18 protein-coding genes, 1 pseudogene, 1 riboswitch and 1 other annotated feature are annotated in these 22,871 nt (G+C 27.7%); of the genes and pseudogenes, 18 read left to right on the top strand and 1 reads right to left on the bottom strand.

All coding sequences use genetic code 11. The features are described from left to right. Positions 1-2 precede the first annotated feature (2 nt). From ppc to AWT63_RS05995, 4 genes are all read left to right on the top strand, one after another. Entirely contained in the window at positions 3-2,630 is a 2,628-nt protein-coding gene (gene ppc / locus AWT63_RS06010) for a phosphoenolpyruvate carboxylase (protein WP_068269218.1), read from the top strand. A gap of 23 nt (positions 2,631-2,653) precedes the next feature. After that, positions 2,654-3,220, top strand: a complete 567-nt coding sequence (gene ahpC, locus AWT63_RS06005; RefSeq protein ID WP_068269215.1) for an alkyl hydroperoxide reductase subunit C — start codon at positions 2,654-2,656, stop codon at positions 3,218-3,220. After that, on the top strand, positions 3,220-3,819 hold the full coding sequence (locus AWT63_RS06000) for a thioredoxin family protein (RefSeq protein ID WP_068269212.1): 600 nt from the start codon (positions 3,220-3,222) through the stop codon (positions 3,817-3,819). The genes ahpC and AWT63_RS06000 overlap by 1 nt, the downstream gene beginning before the upstream one ends. Positions 3,820-3,923: 104 nt before the next feature. Further along, positions 3,924-6,146 (top strand): EndoS/ChiA family endoglycosidase, encoded by a 2,223-nt coding sequence (locus AWT63_RS05995; RefSeq protein WP_068269208.1) that lies wholly within the window; start codon positions 3,924-3,926, stop codon positions 6,144-6,146. 32 nt (positions 6,147-6,178) lie between these two features. Here the strand turns inward: AWT63_RS05995 and AWT63_RS05990 are convergent, their stop codons facing one another. Then, on the bottom strand, positions 6,179-6,613 hold the full coding sequence (locus AWT63_RS05990) for an ROK family protein (RefSeq protein ID WP_068269205.1): 435 nt from the start codon (positions 6,611-6,613) through the stop codon (positions 6,179-6,181). On the opposite strand from AWT63_RS05990, the gene AWT63_RS05985 reads away from it, so the two are divergent. The 14 genes and pseudogenes from AWT63_RS05985 (at position 6,588) to AWT63_RS05920 (ending at position 22,858) form a co-directional block, all read left to right on the top strand. Continuing rightward, positions 6,588-7,112, top strand: coding sequence for a hypothetical protein (locus AWT63_RS05985; RefSeq protein WP_068269202.1), 525 nt, complete (start codon positions 6,588-6,590; stop codon positions 7,110-7,112). The two genes, AWT63_RS05990 and AWT63_RS05985, sit on opposite strands and share 26 nt — an antisense overlap. A 21-nt stretch (positions 7,113-7,133) precedes the next feature. Further along, complete coding sequence (locus tag AWT63_RS05980) at positions 7,134-7,340, top strand: hypothetical protein (protein ID WP_068269198.1); 207 nt, start codon at positions 7,134-7,136, stop codon at positions 7,338-7,340. Beyond that, positions 7,321-7,908 (top strand): annotated as a pseudogene (locus AWT63_RS06465) (ATP-binding cassette domain-containing protein). Before AWT63_RS05980 ends, AWT63_RS06465 begins: the two are co-directional and overlap by 20 nt. A 50-nt stretch (positions 7,909-7,958) precedes the next feature. Beyond that, complete coding sequence (locus tag AWT63_RS06390; RefSeq protein ID WP_068269192.1) at positions 7,959-8,294, top strand: hypothetical protein; 336 nt, start codon at positions 7,959-7,961, stop codon at positions 8,292-8,294. Between the two features lie 49 nt (positions 8,295-8,343). After that, positions 8,344-8,473: a sequence feature (ribosomal protein L10 leader region), on the top strand. A gap of 16 nt (positions 8,474-8,489) precedes the next feature. Continuing rightward, positions 8,490-8,978: a 50S ribosomal protein L10 gene (rplJ, locus tag AWT63_RS05965; RefSeq protein WP_068269189.1), complete on the top strand. Its 489-nt coding sequence runs from the start codon at positions 8,490-8,492 to the stop codon at positions 8,976-8,978. A 24-nt stretch (positions 8,979-9,002) separates the two neighbouring features. Then, positions 9,003-9,371 (top strand): 50S ribosomal protein L7/L12, encoded by a 369-nt coding sequence (gene rplL, locus AWT63_RS05960; RefSeq protein WP_068269186.1) that lies wholly within the window; start codon positions 9,003-9,005, stop codon positions 9,369-9,371. 136 nt (positions 9,372-9,507) lie between these two features. Further along, positions 9,508-12,951 carry a DNA-directed RNA polymerase subunit beta gene (gene rpoB / locus AWT63_RS05955; RefSeq protein ID WP_068269183.1) on the top strand — a complete coding sequence of 1,148 codons (3,444 nt, stop codon included), beginning with the start codon at positions 9,508-9,510 and terminating at the stop codon, positions 12,949-12,951. Between the two features lie 14 nt (positions 12,952-12,965). After that, positions 12,966-16,910 carry a DNA-directed RNA polymerase subunit beta' gene (gene rpoC, locus AWT63_RS05950; protein ID WP_068269179.1) on the top strand — a complete coding sequence of 1,315 codons (3,945 nt, stop codon included), beginning with the start codon at positions 12,966-12,968 and terminating at the stop codon, positions 16,908-16,910. Between the two features lie 72 nt (positions 16,911-16,982). Then, positions 16,983-17,543: a guanylate kinase gene (gene gmk, locus AWT63_RS05945; protein WP_068269175.1), complete on the top strand. Its 561-nt coding sequence runs from the start codon at positions 16,983-16,985 to the stop codon at positions 17,541-17,543. Further along, positions 17,533-17,715, top strand: a complete 183-nt coding sequence (gene rpoZ, locus AWT63_RS05940; protein ID WP_068269172.1) for a DNA-directed RNA polymerase subunit omega — start codon at positions 17,533-17,535, stop codon at positions 17,713-17,715. The genes gmk and rpoZ overlap by 11 nt, the downstream gene beginning before the upstream one ends. Before the next feature lie 52 nt (positions 17,716-17,767). Then, positions 17,768-19,582: a DNA primase gene (gene dnaG, locus AWT63_RS05935; RefSeq protein WP_068269167.1), complete on the top strand. Its 1,815-nt coding sequence runs from the start codon at positions 17,768-17,770 to the stop codon at positions 19,580-19,582. After that, positions 19,558-20,703: an RNA polymerase sigma factor RpoD gene (gene rpoD, locus AWT63_RS05930; RefSeq protein WP_068269164.1), complete on the top strand. Its 1,146-nt coding sequence runs from the start codon at positions 19,558-19,560 to the stop codon at positions 20,701-20,703. Before dnaG ends, rpoD begins: the two co-directional genes overlap by 25 nt. Positions 20,704-20,714: 11 nt before the next feature. Next, a complete protein-coding gene (locus AWT63_RS05925; protein WP_068269161.1) occupies positions 20,715-21,077 on the top strand; it encodes a Rid family detoxifying hydrolase in 363 nt (120 codons plus the stop codon). Between the two features lie 2 nt (positions 21,078-21,079). Next, positions 21,080-21,245, top strand: a riboswitch (Lysine riboswitch). Between the two features lie 71 nt (positions 21,246-21,316). Then, on the top strand, positions 21,317-22,858 hold the full coding sequence (locus tag AWT63_RS05920) for an ABC transporter substrate-binding protein/permease (RefSeq protein WP_068269158.1): 1,542 nt from the start codon (positions 21,317-21,319) through the stop codon (positions 22,856-22,858). Positions 22,859-22,871: the final 13 nt, after the last annotated feature.

Here is a 22,871-nt window from a genome sequence, read left to right as displayed (position 1 = left end):
TTATGAATGAAGAAATAGAAATTTTGGAAAATACACTTTTAAGTTCACTTGATAAAGATATTTATGAAATTATTATAAAAATAAAAGAAAGTGTATTAAATAAAGAATATGATAAATTGTCTGAGATTATAAAAAAAATTGAAGATGATAAGGCGTATGAAGTAGCAAGGATTCTATCATTTTTCCCTTTGTTGATAAACATAGCGGAAGATGTAATGACTTCAAGAAAAATAATGATGAAAAGAAATCTTAATGAAGCTTGGAAAGGTAGTTTGGAAAATTCATTTTCAAAAATAAAAAATAAAGATGTTGTTGAAAAAGTAAAAGTTATACCTGTACTTACAGCACACCCTACACAAGTTCAAAGAAAAAGTGTATTAGATCTTACAAAAACAATATATGATTTAATAAACGATTATGAAAAGGTTAAATCAAACAGAATAAACAAAGATGAATGGTTTAACAAAATAGAAAGAGCAATTTCTATACTTAAGCAAACAGATACGTTAAGAACTACACAATTACGTGTTACAAATGAAATAAGTAATATAATTGGATATTATAAATCAACATTTTTAGAAGCAATACCGGAGCTTATTATTAAATATAGGAAAAAAGCAAAAGATCTGTGTATTAATGAAGATTTAATACCAATAAGTCTTGGGACTTGGATAGGTGGAGATAGAGATGGAAACCCTTATGTAACTTGTGAAACACTTGAAGTTGCAGTAAAGGCAGCATCAACTACTATTTTTGAACATTATATTACAAAATTACAAGAACTTTATAGAGAATTTTCTATGTCAGGTGAACTTATAACTGCAAGTCACAAACTTTTAGAAATGGCAAATAAATCTAATGATACATCACATCATAGACAAAAAGAACCATATAGAAAAGCGATTAGATATATACTTGATAAAATAATTGCAAAAGCATATGAACTTGAACTTGATACAACTACAATGCCAAATAATACAAAGGAAATACCATATAAGACAAAACAAGAGTTTACAAATGATTTAATAGTTATAAAACATTCATTAGAAAATCATAGTTCTGCTAATTTAAGTTATGGGATATTAGATAATTTAATTGAAGCATCAAAAGTTTTTGGATTTTACCTTGCAAGTATAGATTTAAGACAAGATTCAAGTATTCATGAAAAATGTATATCAGAAATGCTAAAATCAGCAAATATTCATAATAATTATATAGAACTTACTGAAAATGAAAAATGTGAACTTTTATTAAAACAATTAAGAGATGATCCAAGACCATTATCATCAAATTTAATAGAAAAATCGGAATTACTTGATAATGAATTAAAAATATATTTTATGGCAAAAAAATTAATGGATATATTTGGAGAAGATGTTATAAGACAAAATATCATTTCTCATTGTACGAGTGTTTCTGATATGCTTGAAGTAGCACTTATTATGAAAGAAGCAAATATATGTAATAAAGATAGACTTGACATAAATATAGTTCCACTTTTTGAAACAATAGAAGATTTGGAAAATTCTATTAAGATAATGGAAAAATGGTTTAATATTGATATTGTTAAAAAATATATAAATGGTAATCAAGAAATAATGCTTGGGTATTCAGATAGTAATAAAGACGGAGGATATTTAACATCAAGTTTTTCTCTATATTTATCACAACAAAAATTAATTAAACTAGCTAAAGAATATGGGATAAATATGAGTTTTTTTCACGGTCGTGGTGGAACTGTAGGGCGTGGAGGAGGACCAAGCTATGATGCTATTTTATCACAACCTCATGAAAGTATGACTGGTAGAATAAGACTTACAGAACAAGGTGAAATAATAGGTGCAAAATATGGTAATTATGAAAATGGGTTATATAATCTAGAGGCTTTAGTTGCAGCTACTCTTGAATCAGTCGACTTAACAGGATATAATAATTTAGAATTTCAAAAAATAATTAAACATATATCGGATATAAGTTATAAAAAATATAGAAACTTAGTATATGAAACATCTGAATTTGAAGATTTCTTCTATGAAATAACGCCTATTTCAGAAATTTCAAAACTTAATTTAGGTTCAAGACCAAGTTCAAGAAAAAATTCTAAAAATATTGATAGTTTAAGAGCAATACCTTGGGTATTTTCTTGGTCACAAAGTAGAATAATGCTTGTTGGATGGTATGGACTGGGAACAGCATTTAATGAATACATAAAAAACAATAAAAATGGTTTAGAAAATCTAAGAGAAATGTATCAAAATTGGGCATTTTTTAGAGATTTAATTTCTAATGTAGATATGGTGTTATCAAAGGCAGATATGAATATTGCCGGTAAATATGTTGAATTAGCAAGTGATAAAAATAGTGCCACTATGATTTTTGAAATAATAAAAAAAGAATTTGAACTTACAAAAGAAATTATTTTAAAAATTTCAAATAAAACTATGTTGCTTGAAGATAATAAGGAACTTTTTGAAAGTTTATCAAATAGAATGCCTTATTTTAATGCACTAAATTATTTACAAGTTGACCTTATAACAAGAGTTAGAAATGGAAACAACAATGATAAATTAATAAAAGCAATACATACTTGTATAAACGGAGTGGCAACAGGACTTAGAAATTCAGGATAACAAAAATTTAGGAGGTATAATTTATGGCAATAATTGGTAAAAAAATTGAAGATTTCACAGTGAACGCTTATCATGACGAACAAATGATAACAGTAAATTTTGATAAAGATGTTAAAGGAAATTGGTCATTATTTTTCTTTTATCCAGCAGATTTTACTTTTGTTTGTCCAACAGAATTAGAAGATTTACAAGATAATTATAATCAATTTTTAGAATTAGGATTTAAAGTTTATTCTGTAAGTACTGATACTCATTTCTGTCATAAGGCTTGGCATGATACTTCAGAAAGAATAGGAAAAATAAAATATTGTATGATAGGAGATCCAACAGGAGCTGTATCAAAAATTTTTGATGTATATCAAGAAGAAACAGGATTAGCTAATAGAGGAGCATTTATACTTAATCCAGAAGGAGTAATTGTTGCTTGTGAAATAACAGCAGATGGTGTTGGAAGAGAAGCATCAGAAATTTTAAGAAAAGCAAAAGCAGCTAAATACGTATATGAACATCCAGGATTTGTATGTCCTGCAAAATGGAAAGAAGGACAAGAAACTTTAAAACCAGGACTAGATTTGGTAGGTAAGCTATAATGGCATTTTTAGATGAAAATATCAAAGAGCAGTTAAGTCAATATTTTAAATATATAGATTCTAAAGTACAACTAGTTGCAAAACTTGATGATAGCTCAAAAGCTGATGAATTAAAACTTTTTTTAGAAGAAATTGTTAAGCTTTCAGAAAATCTAGAATTAGTATTAAATAATAGTATTAGTTATAGAGTAAACTCTTTTGAAATATATAAAGATTCAAAACCTACAAGAATGGTATTTTCAGGAATACCGTCAGGACATGAATTTAATAGCTTTATATTAGCAATACTATCACTTTTTGGTTTAGGAACAAAATTAAATTCTGAACAAAAAGAAAAAGTAGATAATATAAAAAGTAAAAAGTATGTTGAAGTATTTGTAACTTTATCATGCTCATTTTGTCCTGAAGTAGTACAAGGATTAAATTTAATAGCATTGAATAATGAAAATGTCATTTCAAATATGATAGATGGTGCTTGCTATATTGAAGAAGCAAGAAATAAAGGAATAACAGTGTCTCCAACTATATATGTTAATGGAGAATTTGTAGATTCAGGAGCACAAAGTCTGGACAAATTAATTGAAATTATTAATAAATAGAGAGAATTTTTTTAATTCTTTCTTTTTTTGTAATTTTTACTTTATTATATTTACTTTTTTTTAATTTTGTGATAATGTTCACTAAACTGAAAAGGAGAATGTAAATGATTAAAAAATTCTTTGTAATAGCATTACTTTCCACCATTAGTTCTATAGCATTAGCACAAGAAAAAATTTTTATGGGCTATTATAGAATTTGGAGAGATAAAACATTTGAACAAGATAATAATAATTTAACTGGTAAAAATGAATTAACAATGCTTGATATTCCTGAGGGAGTAAATATAGTTAATGTTTTTGGATATGATAAATATGCAGTAAATAATGATTCTAACAAATATCAAGAGTATTTTAAGCAATTAAAAGATGTTTATGGTCCAAAACTTAGAAAAAGAGGAGTAAAATTAGTATATGGTATAAATTATAAAAGATTAATAGAAGTTCCTATAAAAATTAATAATGGACAAAATAATAATAGTGAACCAACAGATACTGAAATAGATGCTTGGGCTAAAGAATTGTATGAACAAACAGTATTAAAATATGGTTTAGATGGTATAGACATAGATATGGAACTAAGATATGAAGATACTAAAAAAGAAAGTGAAGATTCTAATTATTTAACTACAAGAAAAATAAATATTGGTGAAAAAATGATAAAAGCTTTAGGAAAATATTTAGGTCCTAAATCAAGTAATAAAGAAACTTTGTTACTATATGATACAAATTCAGGAAAAGCTAGTGAAAAAGCCATAGGAAATGTTAAAGATCATTTTAATTACTTTTTTTATCAAAATTATGGAAAAGGAAATGCAAGTAATCCAAGATACACTAATCTGGAAAAAAATAATGAGAGAGTATATAAAGATTTAAATGTTGATAAAGAAAAATTTATTCCAGGATTAACATATGCTGAGGAGTTATCAAAAGAAGGACAAAGTAAATTTATTAATTATCATATTAACGATTTTAGTAAATCTATGTTAAATTTATTTGCTAAGGACAATAAATATGGTGGAATGTTTGTATATGCTTTAGATAGAGATGGTATGACACATAATTCACCTGATGATAAAAAAATTATAAAAACAAATTTTTTATGGACTAAAACTTTAATTCAAACTCTTCATGGTACAACAGTAGAAAACGCTAAAAAAGCAGTAAGTCATAATTTAGATAGAATAAAATACTTAAAAGAGTTAGAAGAAAAAGAAAAGTCAAAAGAAGTTGATGGTAATAAAGAAATGTTGTTACAACTTAAAGAAAATAATACATTTAAGAAGAAAGCGGAGGAAGCTAAGAAAAAAATTGAAAGTGCAAATACTTTATTTGATGTAAATAAAGAAATATTAGGATTAACAGAGATTGGTGAAGAGAAAATAAAAGAATTAAATCCTGATTATGATCCAATGTTAGAATCAAAATTAATGCAAATAAAAGAAATTGAAGAATCAAAAAAAGTATTAGATGAAATAAAAGATGATGAAAGAAAAGAATATGAAATAGACAAAAGTTACCGTGAATTGGTACATGCAATTGGTGATAAAAGACCGGTTGCTAAGAATATAATATATAAACTTGGGCAACTAAGAGTAGCTAAAGTTGGGGTATTTGCAGAAGAAGAAAAATTAAAACGAGGTGTATTTTCATCAATAGAATTAACTAATAATAATACTCTTGATGATAGATTTAATTTTGCTTATACATTTTCTAAACAAAAATACGGATATTATCATAACATAAATGCTAGTGGATTAATAAACGGAAATATGGGAGTAATGGGAAATGTGGCAACGACATTTAAAGATTTGAATTTTCTAGCTGGAATATATTATAGCGTTGATACAAAAGTGGGTACATACGTTCCAAGCGTAGGCTTTTTATATGTATTAAACAGAGAGAAAGTTGATACACACTTTTTGGCAGTTCGTGTAGATAACAGTTTTAAATTTGATTTGTATAAAAATAACGAATTTACAATAAAACCAACAGTTGATTTGAATATGGAAGCAGGATCATATCGTTCAACAATAAATAAAAATAGTACAGAATTTAAGTTTTTATATAATCATAAAGTTAAGCTTGGTGTAGATTTTGGTTATAAAATAAATAATTTTAATATTAATACAAGATTAGGTGTATATAATACGTTTTCATTGTCAAAGAAAATTGAAAATAAATATACTTATGATTTTGGTGGAAGTATAGATGCAAAACTTGAATATAATATAAATCCTACAACGGTTATAAGTTTAAATGGAGGATATTCAAGAACAATTAATAATAGTTCATTTAGTGCCGGATTAGAATTTAATAAGTTATTTTAAATAAAATAGTTGGTTTATTGCCAACTATTTTTTTATACTCCTAATGCTATCGAACCGTAAAATCCAGCATAATCGCCTAATTTAGGATAAACAATATAATTATCTATATCTTTTATAATTTCTTTTTTATAAACATAATTATTTAATTTTTCCAATACTTTTTTTCTAATTATAGGAAACAATTGCTTTTGTTTCATAACACCACCACCTAATATTATTTTTTGTGGTGAAAGTATTAAAATATATGAAGTTAAAGCTTCTGTAATATCATTTGCAACACTTTCCCATATGGGATCATCTTTTTCAAGTAAATAAGCTTTTTTTCCTGTTATTTTTTCAATTCCTGGACCACTTGCAAGACCTTCAAAACAATCTTTATGGTATGGACAAACGCCTTCAAATTTAGATAGAGAGTGGTATTTACCACTTGTAGAACACCAAATGTATTTAATTGATTTAATTGACAATATAAAAGATATACTAGAAGCTATAGATTTGGCAAACAAATTATACCCTGATTATGAATTTAGACATTCAAATTTAAAAGATTATTCAGATTTATTGATAGAAGAAATTGAAAAAAGTAAAATAAAGTTAGATAAAATAAAAGGAGAATTAAGGAGTCAAAAAACAGATGGTTGGTACACTTTAACTGGGACTTCTTCAAATAGAGTATATTTAAAACAGCAAAATAAAAAAGCTGAATATTTACTGGAGGAATTAGTTGAGCCACTTCTTACTTCAATATATGATAAAGATAACTACCCATATGCCAAATTAAATTATGCTTGGAAGATACTTTTAAGTAATCATCTACATGATAGTATATGTGGCTGCGGTATAGATAGTGTGCATTCTGGAATGGAAGAAAGATTTAAAACTGTTCATGAATTGTCAAACCATTTGGCTAACAGGTCGTTATATTATTATTCTAAAAATGTAGATGCATTAAAATATAAAGAGTAATATTTATTTACAACACATAATATGACTCAGTATTCAGGAATTAAAGAAACAGAAGTTGAAATTGAACTTGAAAAAATATTATTTAGTGATATGTTTTTTGAGAAAGCATATGAAACATTAAATATATCGGTATTTATTAAATTGTTAATTATTATTACTATGTTAATTTTATTAACAAAAATAATTTGGAAACAAGGAGAAAAAAGATATGAAAGTTCAGGCTCGTAGTATTATAAAAGTTGAAAATTTAGTAAAACAATTTACTACATATAAAAGAGAAGGAATTTTTAAGCGTAAAAAGATTGTTAGTGAGGTTGTATCAAAACTTAATTTTGATATTAAAGAAGGTGAAATATTAGGTTTTTTAGGACCTAATGGAAGTGGTAAATCAACTACTACAAAAATGCTAACTGGAATATTAACTCCAACATCTGGAATTTGTCATGTTAATGGTTTAGTTCCAACAGAAAATAGAATTGAAAATGCCAAAGTTATAGGAGTTGTTTTTGGACAAAAATCTAGCCTTTGGCGGGATTTAAAGGTAGAAGATAATTTAACGCTATTAAAATAAATATATTCATTAAACGACGAAGATTTTAAAAATAGATATACTTATTTAAATGAGATATTAAATATTGATGAAATAAGATATAAGCAAGTTAGACAACTATCTTTAGGACAAAGAATGAAAGCGGATTTAGCTGGAGCTCTTATTCATAAACCTAAAATTTTATTTTTAGATGAACCAACAATAGGCTTAGATATTATTATTAAAGAAAAAATATTAAAGGCATAAAAAAAATTAACGAAGATGAAAATGTTACCATATTATTGACAACTCATGATATGAGAGACATTGAATATCTTTGTAATAAAGTTATTATAATAAATGATGGTAAAAAAATATATCAGGATAGTCTAGTAGAACTGAAAAAAATATATGGTAAAGAAAAATTGTGTATATGTGAGTTGATAGAAACCGAAAATGTAGTAACATTTGCTGAAGGTTTATTATCCAAAGGTCAAATATCTGAGTATACTCTTGAAAAAAATACATTAAAAATAGTTTTAGAAAATGATATAGAAAAAGAACTAATACTAAATTTATTTAAACATTTTAAAATAGCTAATATTAAATTTGAAGAAGTAAGTATTGATAATATTGTTAAGAAGTTTATGTAAATAAACAAAAAATACTTGACATTTATAACTTTTCGTGTATAATAACTCTTGTATTTAAAAAACAAAGCCAAAGACAGTAGGTCACCATAAATCCTACCGAGGTATACAATGATGATATATAGTGTTGATTATACATAATATACATTTTACCTCTGGCTTAGAGGTTTTTTTTCGTAAATAAGGAGGTGAACATGTATGGTAGCACAATACAAAGTTGAAGAAGTTAAAAAACTTAAGTCAAAATTAGAAAACATGAAAGCAATAGTTTTTGTAGATTATAAAGGAATAACAGTTAATGAAGATACTGAACTTAGAAGACTTGCAAGAACTAACGGTGTAGAATATTTCGTAGCTAAAAATAGATTAGTAAAATTAGCACTTAACGAATTAGGAATAACTTCAGAATTTGGTACACTATTAGAAGGAACTACATCATTTGTAATCGGTTATGAAGATGGTGTTTCTCCATCAAAAACTATATATGAATATAGCAAAAAAATAAACAAACTTGAAATAAAAGGTGGATATGTTGATGGTGCAGTAGTTGAAAAAGATATTATAGAAGCATTAGCAAAACTTCCATCAAGAGAAGAACTATTAGGACAAATAGCATTTGGATTATTAAGTCCTGTACGTATGTTAGCAGTTGCATTAACAAATGTGGCTGAACAAAAAGAAGCTTAAAGAAAAAAATAGGAGGAAATTAAAATGGCGTTCAATAAAGAACAATTTATAGAAGATTTAAAAGCAATGTCAGTATTAGAATTAAAAGAAGTAGTAGAAGCAATAGAAGAAACATTTGGAGTATCAGCTCAACCAGTAGCAGTTGCAGCAGCAGGTGGAGCAACAGCAGCTGTTGAAGAAAAAACATCATTTGATGTAATCTTAGCATCAGCTGGAGCAAGTAAAATAAATGTAATTAAAGAAGTAAGAGGAATTACAGGTCTTGGATTAAAAGAAGCTAAAGAATTAGCAGAAACAGCAGGAGCAAAAATTAAAGAAGGAGTTTCTAAAGAAGAAGCTGAAGAAATTAAAGCTAAATTAGAAGCTGCTGGAGCAACAGTTGAAGTTAAATAAAGTAGATTAAATATGGACACTCTACATAATATTTTTGGTAGAGTGTCTTTTACGCTTTTCATAAATATCAAAAAATCCGTTAATTTATAAATTTAAAATATTTTTATAAGTTCTTTTACAGGGAGGAAACAAATCAATGAAGAAACTGATAGAAAGATACAGTTTTGGTAAGATAAAAGATAGAGGAGAGATGCCTAATTTTCTTGAATTTCAATTAAATTCATACGAAGAATTTTTACAAGAAAAAGTAGATCCTCTACAAAGAGAGGAAAAGGGTCTTGAAGCAATTTTTAAAGAATTATTTCCTATTGAATCAAGTCACGGAACTCTAAAATTAGAATATGTTAATTATGAAATACATGAAAATGAAGTTCCGTTAAATGATGAACTTGAATGTAAGAGAAGAGAAAAAACATATTCTGGTCAATTAAAAGTAAGATTAAGACTTACAAATAATAAAACAGGTGAAATACAAGAATCACTTGTTCATTTTGGTGAAATACCATTAATGACAGATAAGGCAACCTTTGTAATCAATGGTGCGGAAAGAGTTGTTGTTTCACAACTTCATAGAGCTCCAGGTATTACTTTTAATAAAGAGATTGACATGCAAACAGGAAAAGATATGTTTGTAGGTAAAATAATACCATATAAAGGGACTTGGCTAGAATTTGAAGTTGATAAAAAAGATGGTTTAAATGTAAAAATTGACAGAAGAAAAAAAGTACCAGCTACAGTATTTTTAAAAGCTGTAGATTTTTTCAAAACAAATGAAGAAATTATAGATGAATTTTTTGAATCAAAAGACATAGATTTAACAAACATATATAAAAATTATTCAAAAGAAGAAGTTGTTGGAATAATTAAATCAAAAATTGAAGGTTTCTTTGCTAAAGATGACATAATAAATGAAACAACAGGAGAATACATAGTTGAATCAGGGAAAAAAATTGATGAACAAATAATTCAAAATATAGTTGATGTAAAACTTGATAAACTTAATTACTGGGAAGTTAAACCTGAAGATCAACCACTTGCAAATTCAATTTTAATTGATACAACAAAAAATAGTGAAGAAGCTATTATTGAGATATATAAAAAATTAAGACCGGGTGATTTAGTAACTTTAGAAAGTGCTAGAACATTAATAAAACCAATGTTTTTTAATTCACAAAGATATGATTTAGCTAATGTTGGAAGATATAAGATAAATAAAAGACTTAAGTTAAATTTACCTGATACTGAAATAGTTATTACAAAAGAAGATGTTGTTGCAACAATTAATTATATTAGAAAATTAATTAGAGGTGAAGGTACAACAGACGACATTGATAATTTATCAAATAGACGTGTTAGAGGTGTTGGAGAATTATTAGCCATACAAATTAAAGGTGGAATGATTAAAATGGCTAAAATGGTTAAAGAAAAGATGACAACACAAGATATATATACTTTAACTCCTCAAAGTTTACTTAACACTAAACCTTTAAATGCATTAATACAAGAATTTTTTGGTAGTGGACAATTATCACAATTTATGGACCAATCAAATCCACTTAGTGAATTAACACATAAAAGAAGAATATCAGCATTAGGTCCTGGTGGACTTTCAAGAGATAGAGCAGGATTTGAAGTTAGAGACGTTCATAACTCACATTACGGAAGAATTTGCCCTATTGAAACACCTGAAGGACCCAATATAGGTCTTATTGCATCATTATCAACTTATGGTAAAGTAAATAAATACGGGTTTATAGAAACACCTTATATTAAAATTGAAAATGGTGTAGCTAAATTTGATGAAATTAAATACTTAGGTGCAGATGAAGAAGAAGGGTTATTTATAGCTCAAGCAGATACACCTATAGATGAAAATGGAAACTTATTAACTGATCCTGTTTGTAGATATGATGATGAAATAGTAACTATTGATAAAAGTAAAGTTAATTTAATGGATGTATCACCAAAACAATTAGTATCAGTATCAGCAGGATTAATACCATTTTTAGAACACGATGACGCAAACCGTGCGTTAATGGGATCTAACATGCAAAGACAAGCTGTACCATTATTAAGAACTGAAGCACCTTTAGTTGGAACCGGACTTGAAAGAAAAGTCGCAATAGATTCAGGGGCTGTTATGGTATCTAAAGCAACAGGGATAGTAACAAAAGTAGATGCAAGAAAAGTAGTAGTAACTGATGAAAATGGTAAAGAACATATGCACAGATTGTTGAATTTTGAAAAATCAAATCAATCAATGTGTTTACACCAAAAACCTATAGTTGATTTAAATCAAGAAGTTAAAAAAGGACAAATACTTGCTGATGGACCATCAACAGCTGGTGGGGATTTAGCACTTGGAAGAAATATATTAATAGCATTTATTCCTTGGGAAGGATACAATTACGAAGATGCGATTTTAATTTCTGAAAGACTTAGAAAAGATGATGTATTTACATCACTACATATTGAAGAGTTTGATGTTGAAGCAAGAACTACAAAACTTGGTGATGAAGAAATAACAAGAGAAATTCCTAATATTTCTGAAGAAGCATTAAGAAATCTTGATGAAAATGGAATAATAAGAGTTGGAGCATATGTAACACCTGATGATATATTAGTAGGAAAAGTAACTCCAAAAGGAGAGACAGAACCACCAGCAGAAGAAAAACTTCTTAGAGCAATTTTTGGGGAAAAAGCTAAAGATGTAAGAGATACATCACTTAGATTACCACATGGAGTTAAAGGAACTGTTGTTGAAGTATTAGAACTATCTAAAGAAAATGGAGATGACTTAAAAGCTGGTGTTAATAAATTAATAAGAATATATATAGCTGAGAAGAGAAAAATAACTGTTGGAGATAAAATGTCTGGAAGACATGGTAATAAGGGTATAGTTTCAAGAATATTACCTGTTGAAGACATGCCTCATTTAGAAGATGGAACTCCAGTAGATATTTGTTTAAATCCTTTAGGGGTTCCTTCACGTATGAACATAGGTCAAGTATTAGAAGTTCACTTAGGATTAGCTTTAGGGACACTTGGTAAATATATAGCAACACCTGTGTTTGACGGAGCTAGTGAAGATGATGTAAAAGATGCTTTAGAACAAGCAGGATTTAGCAGAACAGGTAAAGTTAAATTAATTGACGGAAGAACAGGTCAACCATTTGATAATCCTGTAACAGTTGGTAGAATGTATATGCTAAAATTACACCATTTAGTTGAAGACAAAATGCACGCAAGAGCTATAGGTCCATATTCACTTGTTACACAACAACCACTTGGTGGTAAGGCACAATTTGGGGGACAAAGATTAGGAGAAATGGAAGTTTGGGCTTTAGAAGCATATGGAGCTTCAAATGTACTACAAGAAATGATGACAGTAAAATCTGATGACATTAATGGTAGAACAAAAACTTATGAAGCAATAGTTAAAGCACAAGCTATGCCGGAAGCTGATGCACCTGAATCATTTAAAGTTTTAATGAAAGAATTTCAATCATTAGGACTTGATATCAGTTTATACAATAGAGACGGAGAACAAATAGAGTTAGATAATAACATAAATATGTAAGGAGTCTAAATTAAATGAGTATAAGAGATTTTGACAGTATTCAAATAAAGTTAGCATCTCCAGAAAAGATTAGAGAATGGTCTTATGGAGAGATAACTAAAGCTGAAACAATAAATTATAGAACATTAAAACCTGAACCTGATGGACTTTTTTGTGAAAAAATATTTGGACCAGCAAAAGATTATGAATGTTCTTGTGGAAAGTATAAAAGATTAAAACATAAAGGTATAAAATGTGAAAAATGTGGAGTAGATGTTACAACTTCTAAAATTAGAAGAGAACGTATGGGGCATATTGAACTTGCAACGCCTATTGCACATATCTGGTACTCAAAAGGAACCCCAAATAAAATGAGTTTACTTTTGGGAGTTTCAACAAAAGATTTAGAAGCCGTTTTATATCATTCTAAATACATAGTAATTAAAGGTAATGATGAAAATCCAAGAGGAAGTATAATACAAAGTAGAGAATATGAACTTATCAAAATGCAAAATAAATCTGAATTTATTGCAAAAATGGGAGCAGAAGGAGTTCTAACTTTACTTCAAGAAATTAATCTTGAAAAATTAGATAAAGAATTAGAAAAAGAATTGGAAGAAGTTACTTCAGTACAAAGAAGAAAGAAAATAGTAAAAAGACTTAAAATAGTAAGAGACTTTATCACATCAGGAAATAGACCAGAATGGATGATATTAACTGTATTACCTGTAATGCCTGCTGATTTAAGACCTATGGTTCAATTAGATGGTGGTCGTTTTGCAACGTCTGATTTAAATGACTTATATAGAAGGGTTATAAATAGAAATACAAGACTTAAAAAACTTCTTGAAATGCATGCACCTGAAACAATGATCAAAAATGAAAAAAGAATGCTTCAAGAAGCTGTTGATTGCTTAATAGATAATGGTAGAAGAGGTAAAGCAATATTATCTCAAAATAATAGAGAGCTTAAATCATTATCATCAATGTTAAAAGGTAAACAAGGTAGATTTAGGCAAAACTTACTTGGGAAACGTGTTGATTATTCAGGAAGATCGGTTATAGTAGTTGGACCATCTCTTAAAATGAATCAATGTGGATTACCTAAGAAAATGGCACTTGAATTATATAAACCATTTTTAATGAGAGAACTTGTTAAAAGAGAATTAGCTTCAAATATTAAAATAGCTAAGAAAATGGTTGAAGAAGAAAATGAAAATGTGTGGGAATTAATAGAAGAAATTATTAAAAATCATCCGGTTCTTTTAAACAGAGCCCCTACATTGCATAGACTTTCAATACAAGCATTTGAACCTACATTAATAGAAGGTAAAGCGATAAGATTACACCCATTAGTTTGTTCAGCTTTTAATGCTGACTTTGATGGAGACCAAATGGCAGTTCACTTGGTATTATCTCCAGAAGCACAAATGGAAGCAAAAATACTAATGTTATCAACAAATAATTTATTAGCACCTTCAAGCGGAAAACCTATAGCTGTTCCTTCTCAAGATATGGTTATGGGATGCTACTATATGACTAAGCCAAGAAGTGGTGAAAAAGGAGAAGGATTAAGATTTTCTAACAAAAATCAAATGATAACGGCTTATCAAAATGATAAAGTTGGTACACACGCATTAGTTGATGTTAGAATAGATGATGAAATAATAACAACAACACCAGGAAGACTAATATTTGCAACAATGCTTCCAAAAGAAGTAAGAGATTATAACAAAACATATGGTAAAAAAGAGATAGGAAATTTAATAAGTACTTTATATAAAAAATTCGGACCGCAAAAAACATCTGAATTACTTGATAAAATAAAAGAGTTTGGATACCATTACGGTACACTTGCAGGAGTAACAGTAAGTGTTGAAGATCTTGAAATACCTAAAACTAAAAAAGTTTTACTTGAAGCAGCTGAGAAAAAAGTTGCAGAAATAGAAAATGAGTATAGAGAAGGTAAGATAATAAACGAAGAAAGATATAGAAGAACAGTTGAAATCTGGTCTGAAGTAACTAATAAAGTTACAAATGATATGATGGATAATCTTGATGAATTTAACCCAGTATTTATGATGGCAACATCAGGAGCCAGAGGATCAATAGCACAAATGCGTCAATTAGGTGGTATGAGAGGACTTATGGCAGATACTCAAGGTAGAATAATTGAAAAACCAATCAAGGCAAACTTTAGAGAAGGATTAAGCGTACTAGACTTTTTCATGTCATCACACGGAGCAAGAAAAGGATCAGCGGATACAGCTTTAAGAACTGCCGATTCAGGATATTTAACAAGAAGATTGGTTGATATATCACATGAAGTTATAGTTAATAAAGATGACTGTGGGTGCTTTGAAGAAGGAATTTTAGTTTCTGATTTAATGGAATCTGGAGAATTAATAGAAAAACTTTCTGAAAGGATATATGGAAGACATCTTGCAAAAGATTTAATTCATGATGGAGAAATCATTGCAAAATACAATGAATTAGTTACAGATGAATTAATAGTTAAAGTTGAAAATCTTGAAATAACTGAAGTTATGGTAAGATCGCCTTTAACATGTAAATTGGAAAAGGGTGTATGTAAAAAATGTTATGGTATAGATTTATCTAACCATAAGGAAATACTAAAAGGTGAAGCAGTTGGAGTTATAGCAGCACAATCAATTGGGGAACCAGGAACACAACTTACAATGCGTACATTCCATACTGGAGGGGTTGCAACTGCTGCAAGTGTGCAATCAAATTATAAAGCAGATGTAAATGGTAAAATTAAATATACTGATTTAGTATTAATAGAAGATGAAACTGGAGCAGAAGTTGTAGCATCACAAACAACTAAAGCAATAATTGGAAAACATAGATATGAAATACCAAGTGGTTCCAAATTAATGTTTAAAAATGGAGATACAGTTAAGAAAGGTCAAATAATTGCAGAATTTGATCCATATCAAACACCAATTATTACTACTGAGTCAGGTAAAATTGAATTTAGAGATATATATATCAAAGAAAATCATGATATAAAATATAATGTAACTGAAAAATTAGCAGTTAAACCATCTGAAAACATTGAAATAAATCCAAGAGCAATAATATATGGTAAAAACAATAAAAAAGTTGCAGAATATAGTATACCTTATGGATCATATTTAATGTTTAATGAAAGCGATAAAGTTAAATCTGGAGATATAATTGCTAAGATTATAAAAACAAATGAAGGTAATAAGGATATAACAGGAGGACTTCCAAGAGTTCAAGAACTATTTGAAGCAAGAAATCCTAAAGGTAAGGCAACTCTTGCTGATTATTCAGGAAGAATAATATTTAATGATGACTCTAAAAATAAAAAAGGAACTCGTTCAATATCAATAGTTGATCCTGAAACCGGAAATGAAATTAAGCAATATACAATTCAAGGTGGAGAAAGATTAGTAATAACTAATGAGATGTTAATTGAAAAAGGTGCAAAAATAACTGATGGACCTATATCACCACATGATATATTAAGAATTAAAGGTTCAGTTGCGGCACAACAATTTATACTTGAATCTGTACAAGGTGTATATAGAGGACAAGGAGTTTCAGTTAATGACAAACACATTGAAATTATTGTAAAACAAATGTTCCAAAAAGTAAGAATAGTAAGTTCTGGGTCTTCACTATTCCTAGAAGACGAATTAGTTGACAGAAAAGTAATAGAAAAAGAAAATGAAGTTCTTAAATCTAAAGGTAAAGAATTAGCTACATATGAACCAATAATACAAGGTATAACAAAGGCTGCCGTAAATACAGAAAGCTTTATATCTGCATCTTCTTTCCAAGAAACAACGAAAGTATTAGCAAATGCTGCTGTTGAAGGTAAAGTTGACAGACTTGAAGGGTTAAAAGAAAATGTAATTATTGGTAAGAAAATACCTAGTGGTACTGGATTTAGAGATTACCAAGATATAAATGTAATTATAAAAGAATAAAAAATACAGATGAATGTTTCAAATTTAAACAGGGAGAACTTGTTCTCCCTTGTTTGAATATAAGGGGCTACAATGAAGGGAAAATTATTTATTGTTTCCGGACCATCAGGTTCTGGTAAATCAACGATAACAAAAAAAGTTAGGGATATATTAAATATACCACTATCTATTTCAGCAACTACAAGAAAAGCAAGAGTTGGAGAAATTGATGGGAAAGATTATTATTTTTTATCAGTTGAAGAATTTGAAACTAAAATAAAAAATAAGGAATTTTTTGAATATGCGAATGTTCACGGAAATTATTATGGAACGTTAATATCTCAAATTGATAAGGAATTATCAAACGGTAAAAATGTAATACTTGAAATTGATGTTCAAGGTGGACTTATTGCAAAAAGTAAAAGACCTGATGCAGTTTTAGTTTTTTGTAAAACAGAAAATGAAATAATTTTAGAAAAACGTCTAAGAAATAGAAATACAGATGACGAAGAAATTATTGCAAAAAGGCTTGAAAATGCAAAAAAAGAATTAGAATATGAAAATCAGTACGATTATGTAATTATTAATAAGGATTTAAATGAATCAATAAATAAATTAATAGATATAATAAATGGTGATAATGATGGAAAATAAAAAAATAAACATTGATGATTTAATAAAAAAAATTCCAAATAAATATGAGTTGGCTATTGCATGTGGAAAAGCTGCAAGAGAAAAATTTGTAGCTGGAACTCCAAAACATAAAGTAATGGATATAGTTTTTCAAGAAATTATTGATGATGAAATAACAATTGAAGAAGTTTAAGCTTGACAATCTTAAATATCGCATTATACTTGATGTAAGAGGTATATAAATTATGATTACAGCAGAAGAAAAAAACGAGTTATTATCTAAAATAGATATAGTAGATCTTATAAGTGAATATGTAGATTTGCAAAAATCTGGTTCAGGTTATAAAGGTTATTCGCCTTTTAAACAGGAGAATACTCCTTCGTTTATGGTAAGCCCTGACAAAAAAATATTTAAAGATTTTAGTTCTAATATAGGTGGTGACGCTATCACTTTTTACATGAAAGTGAATAATTTTACTTATACACAAGCTGTATCAGAGCTTGCGAAAAAATACAATGTTAATATAAAAAGTATAACAATTAAAAATGGTTATGATGTTAGATATGAAAAATTATATAATCTAATGTACGATGCTAATTGTATTTTTCAAAAAAACGTAGAAAACGATGAACTTGCCAAAGAATATTTGTCGCATAGAAATTATACAAAAGAACAAATAGAAAAATTTGGTATAGGGTATGCAACAGATGACTGGGACAAGCTGTATACTGAACTTAAAGGTAAATATGATATTAAGGAATTAGAAGAACTTGGACTTATAAAATCAAGTAATTCTACAATATATGATGTTTTTAGAAAAAGAATTACTTTTCCTATATACAATACTAGAAAAAAAATTATTGGTTTTGGTGGAAGATATATAGGCGATGAAAAAGATAAACCTAAATATATAAACTCAAAGGAAAGTATAATATTTAAAAAAGGGAATGAACTTTTTGGTATATTTGACGGCGGTAAAACAATAACAGACAAAAAATATTGTTTTTTAGTTGAAGGCTTTTTCGACGTACTAAGTCTACATAAAAATGGATTTGTTGAAACTGTTGCAAGTCTTGGAACATCATTTACTGATAACCAAGCAAAACTTTTAAAAAAGTTTACAAATAATGTAATAATTGCATATGATGATGATGCAGCAGGTTTTGAAGCGAAGATAAGAACGATTTTAATATTGAATAAATATGGTTTTAATATTAAAGTTTTAAGTCTTGATAAAATGGCAAAAGATCCCGATGAATTTCTAAGAAAATATACAGTTGAGGATTTTCTTGAAAAAATTAAAAATTCACAAGATTCTTTTGATTTTGTTTTTAATTATTATAAATCAGATTATGATATTGAAAAATTACCGGCAAAAAGAGAAATAATTGAAAAATTAAAACAATTTTTTGCTTCAATATCAGATAATATTTATTACAATGAATATGCAAAAAAATTGGCACAAAAATTAAATCTTGATGTTAAAGATATTTTAAATAATTTGAAATATAAAAAGCAAAATATTACAATAAAAACAGAAGAAACAAAAAAAGAAGATAATGAAATAGAACAGTCAATAAAATCAAAGCAAACGCATCTAGAATTAGAAACTATAAGATTACTGTTTAAAAATAAAGAATATTTGCCGTTATATAAGGACTTTAATTTTACAAATCCATATCTTGAAAATATATTTGTTAAACTTACGGATAGTAAATTTGAAAATATAAAAGATATTGATTTTAACGGTGAAGAGGAAAAAATATACTTTCAAATAATAATGACAAAACACAATAATGAAAATATAAAAAATAATCATGCCGTTCTTTACAGAGAGTGGATAAAAAAGGAAGTAAATCAGGCAATAGAAATGATTATACAACAATATGGTGGAATTAATCTTTTACCACTTGAAGTTTATGAAAGAACAATAGAAATGAAAAAACAATTAAAATTAGTTGAAAAAAGTCGTGATATTGAAAAACTACAACAAATATATGGAACATATCTAAAATATAAAGAAAGGGAGCTTGAATGTCTGAGAAAAGAAAAAATCTAAAAAGTAATTTATTAATGTTATTAAAAAAAGCTAGAGAAGATAAAACAATCAATGCAAAAGAAATAAAAGATCTACTTTCAAATAAATTTAGTAAAGAAAAAATATCACAATTAATTTCTAAAATAAAAAGTGAAGGAATTACTGTAGTTGATGATACACAACAAGTACCTGTAGAAAAGAAAGTAGTTAAACCAGCCGAAATAGTAACTATACCATATGAAAAAATAGATGATACTGAAATAGAAAAAATGTTAAGCGATGATATAATGAAAATCGCTGAAAATATGGATGTAGATGAACCTATAAAAATGTACCTTCGTGAAATAGGTCAAATTCCTTTATTAACACATGAGGAAGAAATTGAACTAGCGCAAAAAGTTCTTGAAGGTGACGCTATGGCTAAGCAAAAATTAATTGAATCAAATTTAAGATTAGTTGTAAGTATTGCGAAAAAACATACAAATAGAGGTCTAAAATTACTTGATTTGATACAAGAAGGTAACATGGGACTTATGAAAGCAGTTGAAAAGTTTGAATATGAAAAAGGATTTAAATTTTCAACATATGCTACTTGGTGGATTAGACAAGCAATAACAAGAGCTATAGCAGATCAAGGTAGAACAATAAGAATACCGGTTCATATGATAGAAACTATAAACAAAATAAAAAAAGAAAGTAGAATAATACTTCAAGAAACAGGAAAGGAACCTACTCCAGAAGAATTATCAATGAAGCTTGAAATTCCTGTTGATAAAGTTAAAAGTATACTTGAAATGAATCAAGATCCTATATCACTTGAAACTCCTGTTGGAAGTGAAGATGATAGTGAACTTGGTGATTTTGTTGAAGATGATAAATTCTTAAATCCATATGATGCAACTACAAGAGTTTTACTTCGTGAAAAACTTGAAGATATATTAAAAGATACTTTAAATGAAAGAGAGGAACAAGTTTTAAGACATAGATTTGGTCTTGATGACGGTTCTCCAAAAACGCTTGAAGAAGTGGGCAAAATTTTTGAAGTAACAAGAGAAAGAATAAGACAAATAGAAGTTAAAGCAATAAAAAAATTAACATTTAATAAAAATAAAAAGAGTTTAGAAAATTATAGGATTCATTAGGAGTTTATATTATGGAAAACTTAATACCAAAAGCTGTCGGTCCATATAGTGCATATAGAGTAATTGGCAACACTATTTACATTTCAGGTCAACTAGGTTTAGAGCCTAATACAAATATGTTAGAAAAGACAGTTGAAGAACAGGCAAAACAATCATTAAATAATTTAAAGAATATATTGGAATTAAATGGTTTTAATATGAGTAATGTGATTAAAACTACCGTATTACTTAGTGATATTTCAGATTTCTCAAAAGTAAATGAAATATATGCAAGCTTTTTTAGTGAACCATATCCTGCAAGATCAGCATTTGCAGTAAAAGATTTACCTAAAAATGCTTTAGTTGAAATTGAAGCTATTGCAATAAAAGAATAAATAAAGAGGATAGAGGTGCAAAATTTATTAGTAATTGATGGAGGTGGCAACCAAAGAAGTTAATGAAAGGAAATTTTGCCGAAATATCCGGGTTGCAAGCCCTGATATTGGGTATACGTGAAATACGCGTATAACTGTCATTAGAAATAATGGAGTGCTATCAAATGTATATAAAATATTTTTTGTTATACACTGATAGCTAATCTATCAGTTTTTTTTATAAGAAAGGAAGATTAGCAATGAAAAAACTTATTGTTGTACTTATTACTACAATATCTATTATTATAAACGCAGAAGGTACATTAAGAGTTGGAATGGAAGTTGGTTATGCTCCATTTAACTGGTATCAAAAGGATGATAAACACAATGCTGTTAAAATACCGTCAGGATATGCAAATGGATATGATGTTCAAATTGCAAAATTAATTGCTGAAAAATTAGGTAAAAAATTGGTAATAGTTCCAAGTGATTGGGATTCTTTACTTGGACCAGCATTAAATTCTTCAAAAATTGATTTGGTTATTGCAGGAATGTCACCAACACTTGAGAGAAGAAAAAGTATAGATTTTACAAAATCATATTATGAATCAGATATAGTAGTTGTTGTAAAAAAAGATAGTAAATATAATATGGCTAAAAGACTAAATGATTTTAGACATGCCAGAATAACAGGTCAATTAAATACACTTCATTATGGACTTATAAAACAATTAAAAGGAGCTAAAAAGCAAGTTGCAATGGAAAATTTTCCGGCTATGATAGTTGCTCTTAATTCAAATAAAATTGATGGTTATATAGCTGAGAACCCAAGTGCATTGTCAGCAAGTTTTTCAGATCCTAATATTACATTTATTAAATTTAAGGATAATGGGTTTGAATATGATAAAAATGAAGTAAATGTTGCAATAGGTGTAAAAAAAGGTAATATAAAATTACTTAATGAAGTAAATAGAGCACTTTCTGAAATACCTAAAGAAGTTCGTGAAAAATTAATGGAAGATGCAATAAAAAACCAACCTTTATCATCATCAAAAGAAAATATTCAAAATAATGGACCAAATGGATTTTTTTCTTGGGTAAAATATATATTGATTAATTATGGCAATAGATACTTACTTGGGACTTTAACTACGGTTTATCTTGCAATAATAGGTACTAGTGCTGGGTTTATAATAGGTTTAATAGTTGCCCTTGTTAATACAGTATCAACTGAAGATAGCAGAAGAAAAGTTCATAATATAATATATAAAATACTTAAAAAATTAAATTGGATATATATTTCTGTGTTTAGAGGAACACCTATGATAGTTCAAGCCATGATATTTTATTATGGTTTAGGACAAGTATTTGACATTAATTTATCTCCTATAGTTGCTGCAATGATAATAATATCAATAAATACAGGTGCATATCTTTCTGAAATAATAAGAGGTGGAATTGAATCTGTTGATAAAGGTCAATATGATGCTGCACAATCATTAGGATTTACACATAGACAATCAATGATATATATAATTTTACCACAAGCTATTAGAAATATTTTACCTTCAGTAGGTAATGAGTTTATTATAAATATAAAAGACTCAGCTGTGTTATTTGCAATAGGAGTAACAGAGCTTTATACAGTTTCAAAACAAATAGCAGGAACTAATTTTAGATATTATGAAGTCTTTATTATTACTTGTGTAATATATTTTGTACTTACTACAGTTTTAAGTAAAATACTTAAATATATTGAAGTAAAAATGGACGGAAGCAATACATATGAAATAGTGGAATAGGAGTTTTGAAAAT

It is taken from the genome of Caviibacter abscessus, from assembly GCF_001517835.1.
GTDB lineage: Bacteria > Fusobacteriota > Fusobacteriia > Fusobacteriales > Leptotrichiaceae > Caviibacter > Caviibacter abscessus.
Note: the sequence above shows the minus strand (reverse complement) of the source record. Positions and strands in the feature narration are given on the sequence as shown.